The organism is Enterococcus sp. DIV1639a, from assembly GCF_050530445.1.
GTDB lineage: Bacteria > Bacillota > Bacilli > Lactobacillales > Enterococcaceae > Enterococcus_B > Enterococcus_B hirae.
Map to the genome: position 1 here is coordinate 1050313 of NZ_CP172886.1, position 17029 is coordinate 1067341.

Annotated in this window: 16 protein-coding genes and 1 pseudogene; 13 read left to right on the plus strand and 4 right to left on the minus strand. The window is 35.9% G+C overall.

Annotated features, from left to right (window positions below; genetic code table 11):
* The first annotated feature begins 136 nt into the window (after positions 1-136).
* Entirely contained in the window at positions 137-412 is a 276-nt protein-coding gene (locus IGJ32_RS04765; protein WP_002290178.1) for an HU family DNA-binding protein, read from the plus strand.
* 507 nt (positions 413-919) lie between these two features.
* On the opposite strand, the gene IGJ32_RS04770 is transcribed toward IGJ32_RS04765, so the two are convergent.
* A complete protein-coding gene (locus IGJ32_RS04770; protein ID WP_126344297.1) occupies positions 920-2662 on the minus strand; it encodes a hypothetical protein in 1743 nt (580 codons plus the stop codon).
* Between the two features lie 266 nt (positions 2663-2928).
* Between IGJ32_RS04770 and IGJ32_RS04775 the strand changes: the two genes are divergently transcribed.
* The 3 genes from IGJ32_RS04775 to IGJ32_RS04785 are packed head-to-tail and all read left to right on the plus strand — an operon-like array spanning position 2929 to position 5822.
* Positions 2929-3975 carry a hypothetical protein gene (locus IGJ32_RS04775; RefSeq protein ID WP_010737358.1) on the plus strand — a complete coding sequence of 349 codons (1047 nt, stop codon included), beginning with the start codon at positions 2929-2931 and terminating at the stop codon, positions 3973-3975.
* The gene (locus IGJ32_RS04780; RefSeq protein WP_088775133.1) at positions 3976-5235 is read left to right on the plus strand and encodes a tetratricopeptide repeat protein; all 1260 of its coding nucleotides are present in this window, start codon (positions 3976-3978) and stop codon (positions 5233-5235) included.
* Positions 5236-5240: 5 nt separating this feature from the next.
* Positions 5241-5822 (plus strand): ReoY family proteolytic degradation factor, encoded by a 582-nt coding sequence (locus IGJ32_RS04785; protein ID WP_010719559.1) that lies wholly within the window; start codon positions 5241-5243, stop codon positions 5820-5822.
* A gap of 176 nt (positions 5823-5998) precedes the next feature.
* On the opposite strand, the gene IGJ32_RS04790 is transcribed toward IGJ32_RS04785, so the two are convergent.
* Complete coding sequence (locus IGJ32_RS04790) at positions 5999-6874, minus strand: YitT family protein (protein WP_034700281.1); 876 nt, start codon at positions 6872-6874, stop codon at positions 5999-6001.
* Positions 6875-7033: 159 nt separating this feature from the next.
* Between IGJ32_RS04790 and IGJ32_RS04795 the strand changes: the two genes are divergently transcribed.
* The 6 genes and pseudogenes from IGJ32_RS04795 to IGJ32_RS04820 all read left to right on the plus strand — a co-directional run.
* Complete coding sequence (locus IGJ32_RS04795) at positions 7034-7387, plus strand: nucleotide pyrophosphohydrolase (RefSeq protein ID WP_010719556.1); 354 nt, start codon at positions 7034-7036, stop codon at positions 7385-7387.
* A gap of 26 nt (positions 7388-7413) precedes the next feature.
* Positions 7414-8622, plus strand: coding sequence for a CCA tRNA nucleotidyltransferase (locus IGJ32_RS04800; protein WP_010719555.1), 1209 nt, complete (start codon positions 7414-7416; stop codon positions 8620-8622).
* Between the two features lie 264 nt (positions 8623-8886).
* On the plus strand, positions 8887-9342 hold the full coding sequence (locus tag IGJ32_RS04805) for a hypothetical protein (RefSeq protein WP_010751262.1): 456 nt from the start codon (positions 8887-8889) through the stop codon (positions 9340-9342).
* Positions 9343-9573: 231 nt separating this feature from the next.
* The gene (locus IGJ32_RS04810) at positions 9574-9849 is read left to right on the plus strand and encodes a hypothetical protein (protein WP_010719553.1); all 276 of its coding nucleotides are present in this window, start codon (positions 9574-9576) and stop codon (positions 9847-9849) included.
* A gap of 12 nt (positions 9850-9861) precedes the next feature.
* The gene (locus IGJ32_RS04815) at positions 9862-11946 is read left to right on the plus strand and encodes a cation:proton antiporter (RefSeq protein ID WP_010719552.1); all 2085 of its coding nucleotides are present in this window, start codon (positions 9862-9864) and stop codon (positions 11944-11946) included.
* 84 nt (positions 11947-12030) lie between these two features.
* Positions 12031-12251, plus strand: a pseudogene (locus IGJ32_RS04820) (type IA DNA topoisomerase); the annotation flags it as partial.
* Positions 12252-12379: 128 nt separating this feature from the next.
* Here the strand turns inward: IGJ32_RS04820 and IGJ32_RS04825 are convergent.
* Positions 12380-12694 (minus strand): DMT family transporter, encoded by a 315-nt coding sequence (locus IGJ32_RS04825; protein ID WP_010719551.1) that lies wholly within the window; start codon positions 12692-12694, stop codon positions 12380-12382.
* Positions 12695-12697: 3 nt separating this feature from the next.
* Positions 12698-13027 carry a DMT family transporter gene (locus IGJ32_RS04830; RefSeq protein WP_053766436.1) on the minus strand — a complete coding sequence of 110 codons (330 nt, stop codon included), beginning with the start codon at positions 13025-13027 and terminating at the stop codon, positions 12698-12700.
* A 554-nt stretch (positions 13028-13581) separates the two neighbouring features.
* On the opposite strand from IGJ32_RS04830, the gene IGJ32_RS04835 reads away from it, so the two are divergent.
* The 3 genes from IGJ32_RS04835 to IGJ32_RS04845 are packed head-to-tail and all read left to right on the plus strand — an operon-like array spanning position 13582 to position 16949.
* Positions 13582-15477, plus strand: a complete 1896-nt coding sequence (locus IGJ32_RS04835; protein ID WP_430610862.1) for an ABC-F family ATP-binding cassette domain-containing protein — start codon at positions 13582-13584, stop codon at positions 15475-15477.
* A 10-nt stretch (positions 15478-15487) separates the two neighbouring features.
* Positions 15488-16435, plus strand: a complete 948-nt coding sequence (locus IGJ32_RS04840; RefSeq protein WP_081128702.1) for a thymidylate synthase — start codon at positions 15488-15490, stop codon at positions 16433-16435.
* A 19-nt stretch (positions 16436-16454) separates the two neighbouring features.
* Complete coding sequence (locus IGJ32_RS04845; RefSeq protein WP_010719546.1) at positions 16455-16949, plus strand: dihydrofolate reductase; 495 nt, start codon at positions 16455-16457, stop codon at positions 16947-16949.
* The last annotated feature ends 80 nt before the right edge of the window (positions 16950-17029 follow it).

Here is a 17029-nt window from a genome sequence, read left to right on the forward strand (position 1 = left end):
AGCGGTTTATATGATATCGTGATAACAGAATATTGAACTAGATCAATATTTCTTTTAAACTTCTGGACCACTCAGAATGTTTTTAACTAAACTGATGTTTTACATCATATCTCTTGTGGAGGAGGTGAATCTATCCATGGCAAACAAAGCAGAATTAATCGAAAAAGTTGCTTCAGCTACTGACTTAACTAAAAAAGATGCAACTGCAGCAGTCGATGCTGTATTTTCAACTATTCAAGATGCTTTAGCTAACGGCGAAAAAGTTCAATTAATCGGTTTTGGTAACTTTGAAGTTCGCGAACGTGCTGCACGTAAAGGACGTAATCCACAAACTGGTGAAGAAATCGAAATCCCAGCTAGCAAAGTACCTGCATTCAAACCAGGTAAAGCATTAAAAGACGCTGTTAAATAATACGGCTCATAAAAAAGCGCTTGTGGCTTTAAGCTGCAAGTGCTTTTTTATATTTCCTATTGTTTTGAGTTTTAGAGTGAAGAAATTAGGAGACGAAGGGTACTTTGCGTCTCCGTTATTTATGAATCTGAGATATAAATCTTATTTTTTAGTTTAAAATGAGTAATGGTCTACAAGAAGCAACTTCTCAGCAATAAGCGATGATTTTCTAAAATAGGAGAAGCTATTTCAAAAAATCTTTTCTTATTGTCATTGAAGCTCCGATGCTTTCACAACCTTACTTTAAACAATAATAAAAAAATCTGAGGCAGAATACGGTTCATTCTGTCCCAGATTTTTTAATACAAAACTTATCAGTCATTATTGACGAAAAGCTATTTTTTCAAACTATCTTAATGAATAAGATAGTCGTTATTTTTACAACCTCTTATTTATTCAAAGTTGCTTGCTTCACTCATTGCCTCATTTTTCTATCTGGCTGTTTAGAAAAAATCTTTTGCTCATCGGTTATTGCGTGCGTTTGTTTTTACTGAAAAATTTGCATCGTTTGCTCATATAGTAAGCAATGATGATAACCACTGTTAATATTCGGATATAAATAGCTGATCTGAATAGTTTACTTGGTTTATATCCTACAATAATTTCATTTGTACCAATCTTTGGAGAAATTCTTAGAGCGCCTATTGAAGTCAGTGAATATTGTGCTTCACTTCTAGATTTTCCATTGATTATGAGAGAACTATTGTGGTAAATGATTACTGGTAAAGTTATTTTATTTGTATCTTTAGCAGTGAAAGTTAGATGTATATTCCCTTGTTTGTCAATTGATCTTTTAAGAGGGATAGAATTGTGTAAAACGTCCTCTTTATAAGCTTTGTAAGGATCTTCCAATTGTCCACCACTAGCGGGTAAATAGTCAGCCATCGGTTTTCTGTGTATTTGTAAAGCAGCAGATAGATCAGCATTGCCTCCAAATAGGTGACGAATATTACTTGCATTACTTTCTAAGGTTTCAGCAGCACTTGTGTCTTTAGAAAGTGGGGCATCACTATTCCAGATAGCCGCTGTATCCGAAATTAAAGCATAGCCACCTGTTAAATTTAACAATGAAAAAGTTAGTAATAGTGGCACACTGATTTTTAAAACTGATTGTTTCTCTAAAGTTACAAAGGCTTTTTGAATGGTAAAACCGAACCCTAGTATTAATAAGATACATGCGAGGCAACCCAGTCTTTGTGGAAATTGCATTTTGCGAACAAATGTAAAATAATTGCCGATATCATTCCAAGGAATGTATTTAGAAGAGACAAGTAAAAAGAATGCTCCGACTAAGTTGATTGTTTTTTCCAACACACTGAGTTTATTAAAGTGGACGATAGTAAACACAAGTTGAAAAACAAATATCATAGAAAGGATTAGTCCAAAGTTTGTCCAGCCAATTGAACCAAACGAAAGTGAAGTACTATTCGATAATAGATCAGTTACTGCGTATGGTGGAATCAAGGTATCATTGGACAAATCCAGAAAAGCAGTAAACGTATTGAAAGAAAGACCGATAGCGATCACCACTGCTAGTAGAGCCTGTTTGATTATTACTAGTTTTTTGTTCGAGTGAAGAAAACCTACAAGGAAAAAGGGAATCAAAGCGGCTACGGCTAGTAAGGTTGAAAACATATGGACAGATAGCAATAATGAAATGGTTCCTCCTAGCACCACAGGTTGGATTGGGCTTTCCCGATTTCTTATCATTCTAACAGCTGGAATAAAAATAAGAGGTAAAAAGGCAGCACCCCAACCAGAAAAATTTTGGGCAAGAGTGTAGTAAAAAATGGTAGGTGTACCCATGTATAAAATAGCCATCCCCGTAGCAATTTTTTGCTCTAAATGGCAGTACCGTCCAAGGAAATACATCGATGTACCGGCAGTGAAGTAACACAGAAAAGTAGATACAAGTTGGAATCTGAACCAAGTTTTAAAAATTAAAAGTAACAGTCCATGTAAATAGGCAAAGTCAGTTCCATAAAGGGCATTGATGACTCTTCCCGATTGGCTAAAACCGTAGATGGATTGGAAATAATTAAACGTTCCATTTTTTAATTGCATAGCCGTGTCATAGAAACGGTTCATATGAAATACCCAGTCATTTGAAACAATGAGTGCATGTTTATAAATTTGAGGTGAAACCATAAAAAAAGCACATAGGGAGATAATTAAAATTGCTGTAACTGATTTTTTATTTATTTTTGACAAAACTTATCCCTCATTTTTGATGAAATTTAGTTGAATAAAATTGCTTAATCCATTTCTCCGTTTTATAAAATGAAAAGCAAAGTCCTATATAATCTTTTACTTCGTATTACAGTATACCATGCCCGATTTATTACACAAGAATTCTTTAAATAGGTGCTCTTAAATGTAGGTGAATTACGAAGTTTTTCTATATTCTCCCAAGAATTTACCCTATTCTTTTCCGATTTTACTTACTAATGGTAAAATAAAGAAAAGGAGGGGTGCTTATGGAAATCGACTATCAAGGACAAGAAGAACAAACAAAAATCTATTATGGGGAAACGTTGGTCAGCCAACTGAAAACAATAACGATTGATCAGCCTGTTTTATTTTTGACGAACCAACGGTATTACGATTTGTTTGTTGAGAAAATCAACCAACAGTTTCCTAACCCAAGTGAGATTGATTGGTATATCTGTGCCAATACTCAATGTAATCACTTAACAGAACTAAGTAATCTTGTGACATTTGCAAAACGATATCCTGAAAACCAATCCTTACTTATAATTGGGTTTGGGAATGAGGGAATCATGGATTTAGCAGGTTTTTTCCAGAAGCATACCTCACTTGCATCAACATTATGGCTAATACCGGTATCGATTCGTTCAATGGCCCGGGCATTAACTCCTCAACGAAATATTTTACAATTGCCAAATCAAGTCGTCTTGCGAACCACCAACCTTCCAGAACGAATTGTTTACGATCAAACAATCAGTGAAAAACAAGGAGAAGGGAAACAAATAGATTTTTTGACTTTGATAACATGTGGTTTAGTTTGTGATTATCATTTTTTACAAAATCTCTATAAAAACTATCCGCAACCAAGGCAGTTATCTCAGCGGGCTTTTACGGGGATGCTGGAAGAAATGATTAGTTTTTACCAAGTAGATGCGGAAAATCTCTCAAATTATGGTAAACTATTTGAACAAGCTTTTTACCTAACAGAAAATGGTCATTTGTTATCAGCTAGTATGAAAAAACTATTAGGAATGCTTTTTCATCTTACTTGGAATGTAGGACTAGCGGATATGTCCTTTCAATTGAAAAATTTTTTTATCTGGTTGAAACATCTGGGTTATCCTATCGATTGGCCAGAACAATTATCAAAAATTGATTATTTAGAAAATGTCTTACTTCTAGCGGAAAAAAGCAAAAAAATTCTTGTTTTGAAAAAAATTGGTATAATAGAGAAATATCAATCGCCAAAGGAACAAGAATTAATACAAACAATGAAATCTTATGACGAGATTATTAGTGAGATTAGAGGGATTTAAATGAATACAAATAGTGAAAAAATGTTACAAGCATTGTCAGAGGAAGATTTGGCGCAAGCTCAGTTATATCTGACACAAGCTTTGAAAGAAGATCCGGCCGATGTTTTGGCTGAATTAGGGGAAGAACTCTTAGCGATTGGTTTTTTAGAAGAAGCAAAGCAAATTTTTGAACAGTTAGTGAAACAGTACCCCGAAAATGATGAGTTGTTCATTCCATTGGCGGAAATTGCGATTGAAGATAATGAAATCGATCAAGCATTTGAATATCTGGAAAACATTTCAAAAGAAAGTGACTACTATCCTCAAGCTTTATTAGCAATTGCTGATTTATATCAAGTAATCGGTATTCCTGAAGTCAGTGAAGCGAAATTAAAGGAAGCAGCTGCGTTGTTGCCTGATGAACCATTGATCCAATTTGCTTTAGCCGAACTTTACTTTTCAGTCGATCGTTTTGCTGAAGCTGCAACGATCTATCAACTATTATTATCAAGTAATATTGATGAGATTTCTGGTATCTCTATGCAGGAACGTTTAGGACAATCTCTAAGCATGCAAGGAGAGTTTGAAGCAGCAATCGAACCATTGGAACAAGCATTGCAGGAAGAACGGACAGATGATCGCTTATTCCAGTTAGCTTTCACCAATCTGCAGCTAAAAGAAAATGAAAAAGCGATCAATTATTTACAAGAATTGAGAGAAGTAAATCCCCAATATCAATCTCTTTATCTTTATTTAGGTCAAGCATTACAAGAAGAAGAATTGATTGAAGAAGCGCAGAAAGTTCTTGAAGATGGGATCAAAGAAAATCCTTATCAAGTAGAACTCTATCACTTAGCTTCTGAAAATGCGTATCGCCTACATGACAAAGAAAAAGCAGAAAAACTATTATTAAATGCGTTGGAATTAGGTGAAAAACAAGACGAAACATTATTAACATTAAGTAATTTGTATTTAGATGAAGAACGTTACGAAGATGTGATCAAGAGTATCGATCAAATGGAAGAAACTGCAAATCCATATGCGGAATGGAATTTAGCCCATGCCTATAATGAATTAGAGGACTTCACGCTAGCAGCTGTTCATTATGAACAAGCGTATCACGAATTGGAGCATGAACCTGATTTTCTAAAAGAATACGCCTTATTCTTACGAGAAGAAGGACAATTGACAAAAACAAAAGATCTACTTACTCATTATTTAGAATTGGAACCTGGAGATTTGGAGGCATTGTCAGTATTAGACGACCTAGCAGAGAGGTGAGTAAAATGCTAATAGATGTAAAGGAAAAAAAGAATTTCTTAACTTGGATGGTCAATCATGTTTCATTTAGTCGCAGAGAGGTTTTTTGGATTTTGAATTACTTGGCTAATCATGAAGCAATCTTAAGTAATGTTCATTTTGTTGAAGGAGCGAATCAAGCAAATCGGGGATTACAAATCAGTGACCTTTCTTTCGATGGAGAACCAATGAAATTATTTCTCGAGGGGAAAGAGTTTACCGATACTGATCAAATTTTTCATGAAATTCGATTAAATTGGAAAAGACCGCTATATGTAGAATGCCTTTTTGAAAATGCTTGGCAGACGAAAGAGTATTTAATGGTTTTAGAAGAGAACCCCTTTGCATCTTGGAACGACTCTATTAGTGAAGAAGATCTTGAACTAGTCGAGCAATATCTCAAAGAGAAAGAACAAGCAGCCCATCTCAAAATGCTTTACTTACAGATTGATCAAGCGCTTGAAAAAGGGGATAAAGATGCTTTCTTGGAATTGTCCGATGAAGTTAATCGTGAAATATTAAGCAAGAACCAAGTAAAAGGCGAACATGCAGGAAAGAATCCTAACTAAGGATACTTTTATTTAACCGTTTATTCGTTTTTAAAGATACTAAAAGAGACTGAGGAAAGTTGATATGCTCCCCCTATATAGGACACTGAAATATAAAAGTCCTGTATAGGGGGATTTTGTATGCCAAAAAGAAAGATGAAACTCACTCCAGAAAAACGAGTAGAACTAGGAGAGAGCTATATTCGCTTAAATAACTTAGTCTGTGGTTTAAGATAAGTGAATCCTTCTCCTTCGACCTCATGGACATTGATAATCGATAGAAAGGCTTTTTCATCGATTTCATGGACGATTCGTTTCACTTCATTCAATTCACTCGAACTAACTACCATATAGATAATTTTTTTAGAATGACCAGAAAACCCACCTTCACCACTTAAAAAAGTAACGCCACGTTCTAATCCAGTCATCAACAGTGGGGCAATTTCTTCATTTTTGTTTGAGACGACTAAAATCCCTTTTGCTGAGTAACCGCCATCTAAGATTGAATCAATGACACGGCTGAAAACATAAGAAACAATTAACGTATACATCATGCGTTTCAAGTCAATATAAGTCAATGAAGCCAACAAAACGATAACATCTAATACCAGTAAAGATCGACCCATTGAGATCCCATAATTCTTTTCTAATATACGAGCAATGATATCACTTCCACCGGTAGTTCCACCCATCCGATAGACCAGACCACTTCCAGTTCCGGCAATTAAGCCAGCCAATAATGAGACGATCAGTAAGTCATGTTGAAGATTGATTTGTAAAGGAACACGTTGCCAAATCCATAAAAATGCAGACAACGAAACTGTTCCTAAGACGGTATAAGCGAGTGAACGTTTTCCTAAAATTTTTCCACCAATCAAAATCAAAGGTATATTGATCAATAGCGTAGAGTAGGCAGGATCAATCCCAAAAAGTGCGCGTAAGATCAAAGTGATCCCTGAAACGCCACCTTCTGCTAAATGATTCGCAATATTTAAATAAACGAGTCCAAACGCATAAATACTTGTACCAACCATAATCATTACGACTTCTTTAACTGTTTTCATTGAGATCATCAAACCACTCCTTCGATAAACCGACTAATATTTTCGCAATATTTCATTCTTTTTACATCACATTACTCAATGTAGCACGTAATCTTTATTTTCTCAATCGCTCTTGCCTAGGATTTGGACGTAGTTTTTGGTAAGATAAATAGGAAAGGTGGAGAAGAAATGACAAAAGAACGTTCTTTAAGAAGTATGCAACAGGAAGTAGATGACTATATCCAACAGTTTAAAGTAGGCTATTTTTCTCCATTAGCTCAAATGGCACGCTTAACAGAAGAAGTCGGGGAGCTGGCTCGAGAAGTCAATCATACATACGGTGAAAAAGCGAAGAAAGAAACGGAGCCCAACAATTCTGTAGCAGAAGAATTAGGTGATGTTTTATTTGTCACTATGATCATGGCAAATTCCCTGGAAATCGATTTAACGGATGTATTTGAAAAAAATATGGAAAAATTTAATCGCAGAGATCACAATCGCTTTGAAAGAAAAGAAGCAAATAAGGATGATAAAAAAGCGTAAGCCATCAAGTTGGAAGAGGGAAAACAATGAAACTAAAACAATTACCAAGAGAATACCAAAAAGCGATTCCTGTCTTGAATAAATTGGAGCAAGCAGGTTTTGAAGCTTATTTTGTCGGGGGAAGCGTCAGAGATATCTTGTTGGATCAACCCATCCATGATGTAGATATCGCAACAAGTGCATTCCCAGAAGAAATCAAACAACTTTTTCCGAAAACCATTGATATCGGCATTGAACATGGCACCGTTTTAGTCTTGGCTGAAGAGGAACAATATGAAATCACGACCTTTCGGACAGAATCGACCTATCAAGATTATCGCCGTCCAGATCATGTCGAATTTGTCCGTTCACTTGAAGAGGATCTAAAAAGACGTGATTTTACGATCAATGCATTTGCATTAAAAGAAGATGGTCAAATCATTGATTTATTTGACGGGTTAGCTGATTTAGAAAACCAGATCCTTCGAGCAGTAGGCGATCCACAGGAACGGTTTCATGAAGATGCTTTGCGTATGATGCGTGGGATTCGATTTGTTAGTCAAATTGGGTTTACACTCGAGCAAGAGACGGCTGCGGCCATTCAGGCCAACCATTCATTATTAGGAAAAATTTCAGTCGAACGGATTAATGTGGAATTCATCAAAATGTTATTAGGGAAAGAGCGTTCTACAGGATTGAGAACATTCGTTGAGACGCAATGTTATATTTATTGTCCAGGTTTAAGAGACTATGGTGAAGCCTTGTTACGTTTTGCCGATTTACCAGATGAACCATTGCAAACTGAAAGTCAGGCGTGGGCATTGCTGATCGATCAGTTAGGACTTCAAGAAAGTGAGATCCGTCCTTTCTTAAAGGAATGGAAATGTTCCAACCAAATGATTCGAGAAGTTCAAATGATCGTTCATGGATTGATTCAACGTAAAAGACAGATGTTGGAACCAATGGTACTCTATTGTTTGGGAAAAGAGAACGCTTTGAAGACAGAAGAACTCATGATTTATTTTGGTGAAACACCTCAACTAGAACAAGTAGCAAAGCGCTATGATCAATTACCGATTACATCCATGCGAGAGTTAGCAATTGATGGGAAGAAACTTCTTAGTGTGAGTGACAAGAAACCAGGGAAATGGGTCAGTGATGCACTTCAAGCTGCAGAAAGAGCAGTGGTAGAGGGAAATTTAGCAAATGAAGCAAGTGCCCTTTTTGATTATCTCCAGCAAAATAACCATTTATAGATTTCGATGAATGTCGAAGTCGCGCTTTAATAGAGATTCTGAAAGAAGCAATCAGCTCTGAGTAATAAGTGAGGAATTTAAAAATTTCTCCTATTTAGAAAATCCTCGCTTATTGCTGGGGAGTTGCTTCCGGATTTTTTTGTCAATAGTGGAACGCTTCTAAAGTTTCACATCTTTGAAAAAACTTTAGATGTGACCTTCACGTGGGATGTGTGCTAAACTAAAAGGGAACCAGAATAAATGACGTCAAAAGGGGATTTTTTTATGAGTAAAGAAATGACAGCGCTAAAATTTTATTTCCGAAACGGCGAAACGTGGACGATCAATCGTCGCCATATTGGTGATTTGTGGATTAAACAAATAACAACGAGTTTTGGACGAATCAATGGTAGTGAATTTATGGAAATCCATCCTTGTGCTGGATTTAAGATCGAAATTTTTCACGAAGGTGATTCCGTAGCAACTCACGACATCAACTTAGGTGGATTAGAGATGGGCATGTTCAACCGTGCATTAAAATATGAAGATATTGAACGGATGGAGATTCTTTATCGCAATGGTACACCTGACCTAGTTTATTTCCCTTATCTTGATAAAGGAACAGAAGGATTGGATAATCAATACCAATCAACTAAAATCAGTGAAAAAACAGGTAATTTATACATCGTGATCAATCCGGATCAACGTGTTGAAGATATCTATGGCGAGTTTTTTGAATAAAACCAAAGTTTAATGGATAGCTGAGAAAGGAGCGGAAATGGTTTCCCAGCTCCTTTTTTGGTGTGTTTTCCGCACTTGATATTTTCTTCCATTTGGAATAGAATGAGTTTCTGAAATTCAAGCAAACTTATTCTTCGAATCCAGCTGAACTTGTCTAATGAAGGAGAATCCTTTTCCTTTTAACGTTCAGTGTTTCATGAAGATCAAGTTTGCATTTAGGAGATCTTAAAAATGAGGAAGAGCTTTGAAGAACAAAAGAAACTGTTGCATGATCGTTATGGTGCGTTTTCAATGGAAGATCGTCGGCAAATCCTTTGTAAGCTGCGAAAGAAAAATATCATCATGTATCGTCAGCTTGAGCGATTGAAACATGATTTGCTACGTTTAGAATCAAAGCGAGTACAGTGTGAATTAGAAGGAAACAATGTACAAGCAGAAGTGGTAGAAAACAAAATATTGAAGAAAAAAGAACAATTTCTAAAGGTACTCGCTCAAAATAAAAAATAAAGGGGACGGACCATGGAATTTGCTGAGTTAGTGATCGTATTTGCTGTAACGATCACCTTATCTAATATAGCTAGCCGCATTTTACCTATGATCCCAGCTCCACTGATCCAAATATTTCTTGGTATCATCTTAGGCTTAACAGAATGGGGCCAATCGATCAACTTTGAACCAGAACTCTTTCTAGTGATGATCATTGCGCCGTTGCTTTTTCGTGAAGGAGAAAAAGCCGATGTATCCTCGATCCTGAAAAACTTTGATACGATTTTATTTCTGGCTTTTGGAGGGGTAATCCTGACATTAGTCGGGGTTGGTTTTACGCTGTCGTTTTTATTACCCAGCGTGCCATTAGCTGCTTGTTTTGCTTTTGGAGCGGCTCTTGGACCAACCGATGCTGTCGCTGTCAGCTCGCTCTCTGGACGGGTGAATATCCCAAATAAAGCGATGCATATTTTAGAAGGCGAAGGATTATTAAATGATGCTTCAGGTGTTACCGCCTTTCAATTTGCATTAGCTGCATTGATCACGGGCTCTTTTTCTGCAGTCAACGCAGGATTTACACTTGTGTTTTCTAGTATAGGAGGAGCCGTCGTTGGCTTTTTACTTGTCTGGGTCAAACGAAAAGTGATTAATCTGATTGAGAAGGCTTCTGCCAGAGATGTGACAGGTTACTTGTTAATTGAATTGCTATTACCGTTTTTAGCGTATGTTTTAGCAGAAGTATTTGATGTTTCAGGGATTATTGCCGCAGTAGTAGCTGGGGTATTGCAAGCTTCGGGATTTAGAAAAATCTCGGTGTTTGATGCGGAGTTATCAAGTTTGTCCGATAGTACATGGACAACAATCACATTTACGCTGAATGCGTTAGTTTTTATCTTTTTAGGAATTGAATTAACTCAAGTATTTTCTCCAGTTTGGGGAGATGGGCTTTATTCAAACTGGTTGCTGTTAATCACGATTTTGTTGATCTCAATGATCTTATTTATGATTCGCTTTGTTTCGATCAGTCTTTTTTATTTATTTAAATATAAAGGAAAAGAATTCAAGGAACAATTGAATGAGATTTTGATTTTAACTTTTGGTGGTGTGAAAGGAACGGTTAGTTTAGCAACGATTTTCATCTTACCTTTTACGATTAACCAAATGATTTTTTATCAGCGCTCTTTATTATTATTTTTGACGGCAGGAGTTATTTTGGTAACACTGATCGTAGGAATCGTGGTTTTACCCCTGTTGACAGAAACGGAAGAGGTAGTGAAAACAGATTTGAATGCTTTAATGATCCTAGAAGAAGTCATTGAAGTATTGAAATCTGAAATCAAAACGTTAGATAAAGATTCAAAAGAATATTTAGCAACTGAAGCAGTGATCGAAAACTATCAAGAGCGTATCCGTGATCTTTATTTAAAAGATCTTTCTGATGATGAAAAGCAAGAAGTACAAGAAATTCAAGCATTGATTTTATCCATCGAACGTGATGGGTTAGATAAAAGTTATCGTTCTGGTAAGCTTTCCTCAAATGGCTATCGTTTTTATTCACGATTTCTTGCTAATTTTGAACACTCTATTACTAGTCAGGTACTATCGTTTGTCGGCTTCTGGTTTATTTTTGTTCGACGGTTGATTCGAATCATCTTACATCCCAAAATGTTCTGGCAACGACAAAAATCAGATCGAAAGACACTGATTTCCGAAAAAGATATTCAAGAAATTCGGGAAACCTATCAAAAAAACACACAATTGATCATTGAGAGTTTAGAAAACCTAACCGATGTTTATGATGAAACAATGGTCAACTTTTTCATCCAACAACGAAAAATGGAAGGCATCAAAATGGCTTCAGGAAATTTGATCTCCTCTTGGATGATCCAACAAGACAGTCTTTATTCTAAAAAAATGTTACGTGGCTATTACTTAGAGCGCAAAATCGTTGATGAGTATGAAGAAGCTGAGAAGATCACGACTTTTTCTGCTAATAGTTATCGGAAAAATATTAATTTACTGGAATCCTATACTATGAATAAGCCAGTTGATGATTTTTCATTTAAATTCGCATTGCGGGCAAGAAAACGTTCGCTTCCGGCTAAAAAAGTTGAGTAAGTGCTCAGCGTGATCAAATCTGGGTCAGAATGAACCTCATTCTGTCTCAGATTTTTTGTTATTTCACGTTGATTCATTGATGGTATGAATGATAACCCATGGTATAGTTTACTCTTGCAGCAAAAAGGTATACCAGTAAGTTTGTCCTTAGGTAGAGTCCAAACCCCAACAACATCTATGATTTACCAATTGCAAGAAAAGATCAGGAACATCAAGAAAAACCTTACTTTGAAGGAAAAGCCCAGATAATCGCTTAAAACGGAGAGTTTTGTGCCAAGCTTGATCCGAATGAAACTCAAATCACATAAGAAGCATTTGAAGCGTATTTAAAAGAAAATGGCTTTCAATTAGCAAAACAGCTTTAGTGATAGTAGAAGAGACTGAGACAAGTTTTGTCCCAGTCTCACAAATGACAATAGATTCTTCAATTTAATTAGCTAACTAGTTTTAGGCCAATCACAGAAAATAAAATAATAATCATGGAAGTAAATTGTAGCCAGTTCATTTTTTCTTTAAATAAAAATACTCCAAGGATCATTGAACCAATGGAACCAAAAGCTACCCAAATACTATAGCTAACCCCAGCTTCTAATGTATTCATTGAATGTGATAAAAGTAGTAAACTAGAGGCTGCAGAAATAATAGTTATAATACTCCAATTTATTTTTTTAAATCCGTGTGAATTTTTAAGAGAAAAGACCATTATGATCTCTGCTATTCCTGCTAGTATAAGATAAAGTATATCCACAGATTATTCCTCCTTTGTTGTGATTTTTAGACCCAAAATTCCTATAACTAATAATGCAGAAAACAATATTTTTTGCACAGATACACTTTCTTTCAGAAATAAAATACCAAAAATGATTGTTCCGACTGCACCTATTCCAGTAAACACTGTATATGCTGCTCCAGTAGGTAAGCTTTCCATACCTTTAGCAAATAAATAAAAGCTAATAACAACGAGCAAAATCGTCAAAATGGAATAGAAAAAATGATGGAAATTCTCTGATTTTTTTAAACAAAGTACCCAAAAAATTTCTAAAAAACCTCCGAAGATAACGTAAAACCAGTTCTTCTCCATTTCGTACCTCCTTAAGAAAAATTAGATATCAGAAGACAAAAAAGGGATTGGATAAGAGTAATCTTATCCAATCCCTTAGGATCCTCCGATATTCGAAAAAATTGTAATATATTTTTCTATTAATGTAAAGAAGATATTTCTTCTAGTCTCGAAAAATCAAGTAAAGTATACTATGTTGGACTTCCACATTATAAAATCAATAGGATAAATGACAGTTATTTTTCAAGATTTTCTTCACCTTTCTAATCGTTGTAAACTAATAAAAGCATCGTTCTTAACGTCTATTCTTAATTTAATGACATAATTCAATGACTGTCCATCAGACTATCACTATAAAAAATAAATTTAGGCACTTTAATCATACAAGGTTGTGTGTGTTTTGCGTACCTTAAAAAATGAGGCAATAATCAGATTTTTTCTAACTATTGTCCCAATCTCATGAAAAAATCAACACTATCTTATTTTCCCCTTTATTTTGTCTAAGATGATAATAGAAAAAATATCCGTAATTAAATTGTTTTATGATACAATAACCAAGATGAGGAGGGAATGGATTGAAAGAATTAAAAGTAACTGACCTCAATAAAACGTATGGTGAAAAAGAACTATTTAACCAGATTTCTTTTTTGATCCACGAAAAAGACCGAATCGGTTTGATTGGAACTAATGGAACTGGAAAAACAAGTTTATTAAATATTTTAGCAGGTATCGACAGTGGGGATGGAGATCGACCAACAGTTTTTTATCCGAATGATTATCGAATTGGATATTTGTCACAGACAACCGAATTTTCTGATGAATTGACTGTACTTCAAGCGGTTTTTCAAGGAAATAGTCCATTAATCCGTACCGTGAGAGAATATGAGGAAGCTTTGCTTGTATTAGCTGAGAATGGCGAGGACGAGAGCGTTCAGAGACGTTATGCCAAGGCAGAAGAACAAATGAACAAAGAAGATGCTTGGACCACAGATACAAATGCTAAGATTATCTTACAAAAATTAGGCATCAGTGAATTAGACAAAAAGATTGGCGCACTGTCAGGTGGACAAAAAAAACGTGTAAGTTTAGCACAAGTCCTAATCGATGAGCCTGATTTATTATTATTAGATGAACCCACGAACCACTTGGATTATGAAGCGATTGAATGGTTAGAAAATTACTTAAAACAGTATCGTGGATCGTTATTAATGGTCACCCATGATCGTTATTTCTTGGATCGAGTGACGAATCGCATTTTTGAACTATCATTTGGACAACTACACGAGTATCGAGGGAATTATGAAGCTTATATTTTAGAAAAAGCTGAAAGAGATCGTGTGGAAGTGGAACAAGAAGAAAAACGAAAGCGCCTGTACAAACAAGAATTAGCCTGGATGAGAGCTGGAGTTCAAGCACGCGGAACGAAGCAACAAGCACGCATCAATCGTTTTGAGGATCTTAAAGAAAACTTGTATCAAGTCAATCATGAAGCAGACCTCGAATTGAATATCGCAACGAAACGTTTAGGAAAAAAAGTATTAGAGATCAAAGATGGAACATATGCTATTGAAGGGAAACTGCTGATCAACCATTTAGATTTGTTGATTCAATCACGAGAACGTTTAGGGATCACTGGGAAAAATGGTGCCGGTAAATCAACCTTACTGAACATTTTAGCGGGACGTATTCCTTTAGATAATGGTACGTTTACGGTTGGTGAGACTGTTCGTATCGCCTACTATACACAAGAAAATGAAGAGATGAATCCCGAAAAACGTATGATTGCTTATTTGCAAGAAGCAGCTGAAGAAGCTCAAACGGCAGAAGGTATGCAAATTGGTGTGGCTGAATTATTGGAAAGATTTTTATTTCCTCGATTTATGCATGGCACATTGATCAAAAAATTATCTGGTGGCGAAAAACGTCGACTATATCTATTGAAATTGCTGATCCAACAACCTAATGTTTTACTCTTGGATGAACCAACGAATGATTTAGATATCGCCACACTGACCATTTTAGAAGATTATTTCAAGAGTTTCCCAGGTGCCGTGATTACTGTATCACATGACCGTTATTTCTTAGACAAAGTAGCAGAAAAATTATTAGTTTTTCAAGGAAATGCTAAGCAAGAATTATATTATGGGAATATGTCGAGTTATTTATTGACACAAAAAGATACAGCGCCTTTAGGTAAAGAAAAAATGAATGAACCAACGAAGCCGGCTGCTGACGTTAAAAAGGAAACAAAAAAGAAACTTTCTTATTTAGAGCAAAAAGAATGGGAAACGATCGAAGATGAAATTGCTGAACTAGAAGAACAGATTTCAGAGCTGCAAGAAGAAATGAATCATCAAGGAGATAACTTTACTCGTTTACAAGAATTACAAGCAAACGTTTCACAAGCAGAAAGCAAATTAGATGAGAAAATGGCTCATTGGGAATACTTAAGCGAATGGGTAGAAGACTAGGAGGAAAAAAATGGAGCAAGCATATCTTGATTTAGGCAGGAAACTACTAGAAGAAGGACATGAAAAAGGCGACCGAACAGGTACCGGTACACGCAGCATTTTTGGCTATCAAATGCGTTTCGACCTACAAAAAGGATTTCCATTATTAACAACGAAACGGGTTCCATTTGGGTTGATTAAGAGTGAATTGTTATGGTTTTTAAAAGGGGATACGAATATCCGTTATCTTTTACAAAATAACAATCATATCTGGGATGAATGGGCGTTTGAACGATATATCAAAAGTGATGAATACCATGGGCCAGATATGACTGATTTTGGCCATCGAAGCATCTCTGATCCTGAGTTTAATAAACAATATCAAGAACAAAGTCAGCTATTTTGTGAAAGAATTTTAACTGATGACGCATTTGCTGAAAAATATGGCGATTTAGGTCACATCTATGGGTACCAGTGGCGCCATTGGGAAACGAAAGATGGTGGGTTTATCGATCAAATCAAGGAAGTGGTCGAAGCAATCAAAAAAACACCTGATTCAAGACGTTTGATCGTGTCTGCTTGGAATCCAGAAGATGTTCCTAGTATGGCGTTACCGCCTTGCCACACGATGTTTCAATTTTATGTTCATGATGGTCGTTTAAGTTGTCAATTGTATCAACGGAGTGGTGATGTATTTCTAGGTGTGCCTTTCAATATTGCCAGTTATGCTTTGTTAACCCATCTGATTGCGCATGAAACTGGATTAGAAGTTGGTGAATTTATCCATACTTTAGGTGATGCTCATCTCTATTCAAATCATGTGGAACAAATGAAAGAACAACTTTCAAGAGAAATGCGTGCGTTTCCTAAATTAGTTTTAAATACAGAAAAAAAATCTGTGTTTGACTTTGAAATGGATGATATCAATGTTGAAGGCTATGAACCTCATCCAGCAATCAAAGCGCCAATCGCAGTATGAACACAGAAAGGATGATGAAATGTTAGCTGCTATCTGGGCACAAGATGAAAATGGGTTGATCGGTAAAGAAGACCAACTGCCTTGGCGATTACCCAATGATCTGAAGTTTTTTAAACAAATGACTGAAGCAAACACTTTAGTTATGGGAAGAAAAACATTTGAAGGTATGGGAAGTCGTCCGTTGCCTAACCGTCAAACAATCGTGATGACAAGAGATCGTGATTACCAAGCTGACAATGTCATGGTTATGCACGAGATTGAAGAAGTATTGGACTACGCAAAGGAAAACGATGGCATTTTGTTCGTTGCGGGAGGATCAGCTATTTATAAAGAATTTCTTCCTTTTTGTTCGGTGCTGTATCGCACAGTCATCCATCATTCTTTTACAGGGGATACTTATTTTCCAGAAGTTGATTGGGATCAATGGTCATTAATCAATATCAGCCAAGGGGAGATGGACGAAAAAAATCCTTATGCCCATCAATTTGAAACATATCAACGAAAAAGAAAATAAATAACCAATGAAAAAAGGTATTTCCTGAAAGCTTGTTTAGCACATTTTGGGAAATATCTTTTTTAATAAAGTTGAAATGA

What these genes read in the sequence shown, in the direction of transcription:
- IGJ32_RS04815 (WP_010719552.1), top strand. Translation starts at nt 9,862, where the DNA reads ATGGAATTTGCTGAGTTAGTGATCGTATTTGCTGTAACGATCACCTTA.
- IGJ32_RS04795 (WP_010719556.1), top strand. Translation starts at nt 7,034, where the DNA reads ATGACAAAAGAACGTTCTTTAAGAAGTATGCAACAGGAAGTAGATGAC.
- IGJ32_RS04790 (WP_034700281.1), bottom strand. Translation starts at nt 6,874, where the DNA reads ATGATCTCAATGAAAACAGTTAAAGAAGTCGTAATGATTATGGTTGGT.
- IGJ32_RS04765 (WP_002290178.1), top strand. Translation starts at nt 137, where the DNA reads ATGGCAAACAAAGCAGAATTAATCGAAAAAGTTGCTTCAGCTACTGAC.
- IGJ32_RS04785 (WP_010719559.1), top strand. Translation starts at nt 5,241, where the DNA reads ATGCTAATAGATGTAAAGGAAAAAAAGAATTTCTTAACTTGGATGGTC.
- IGJ32_RS04800 (WP_010719555.1), top strand. Translation starts at nt 7,414, where the DNA reads ATGAAACTAAAACAATTACCAAGAGAATACCAAAAAGCGATTCCTGTC.
- IGJ32_RS04780 (WP_088775133.1), top strand. Translation starts at nt 3,976, where the DNA reads ATGAATACAAATAGTGAAAAAATGTTACAAGCATTGTCAGAGGAAGAT.
- IGJ32_RS04840 (WP_081128702.1), top strand. Translation starts at nt 15,488, where the DNA reads ATGGAGCAAGCATATCTTGATTTAGGCAGGAAACTACTAGAAGAAGGA.
- IGJ32_RS04810 (WP_010719553.1), top strand. Translation starts at nt 9,574, where the DNA reads ATGAGGAAGAGCTTTGAAGAACAAAAGAAACTGTTGCATGATCGTTAT.
- IGJ32_RS04805 (WP_010751262.1), top strand. Translation starts at nt 8,887, where the DNA reads ATGAGTAAAGAAATGACAGCGCTAAAATTTTATTTCCGAAACGGCGAA.
- IGJ32_RS04775 (WP_010737358.1), top strand. Translation starts at nt 2,929, where the DNA reads ATGGAAATCGACTATCAAGGACAAGAAGAACAAACAAAAATCTATTAT.
- IGJ32_RS04830 (WP_053766436.1), bottom strand. Translation starts at nt 13,027, where the DNA reads ATGGAGAAGAACTGGTTTTACGTTATCTTCGGAGGTTTTTTAGAAATT.
- IGJ32_RS04845 (WP_010719546.1), top strand. Translation starts at nt 16,455, where the DNA reads ATGTTAGCTGCTATCTGGGCACAAGATGAAAATGGGTTGATCGGTAAA.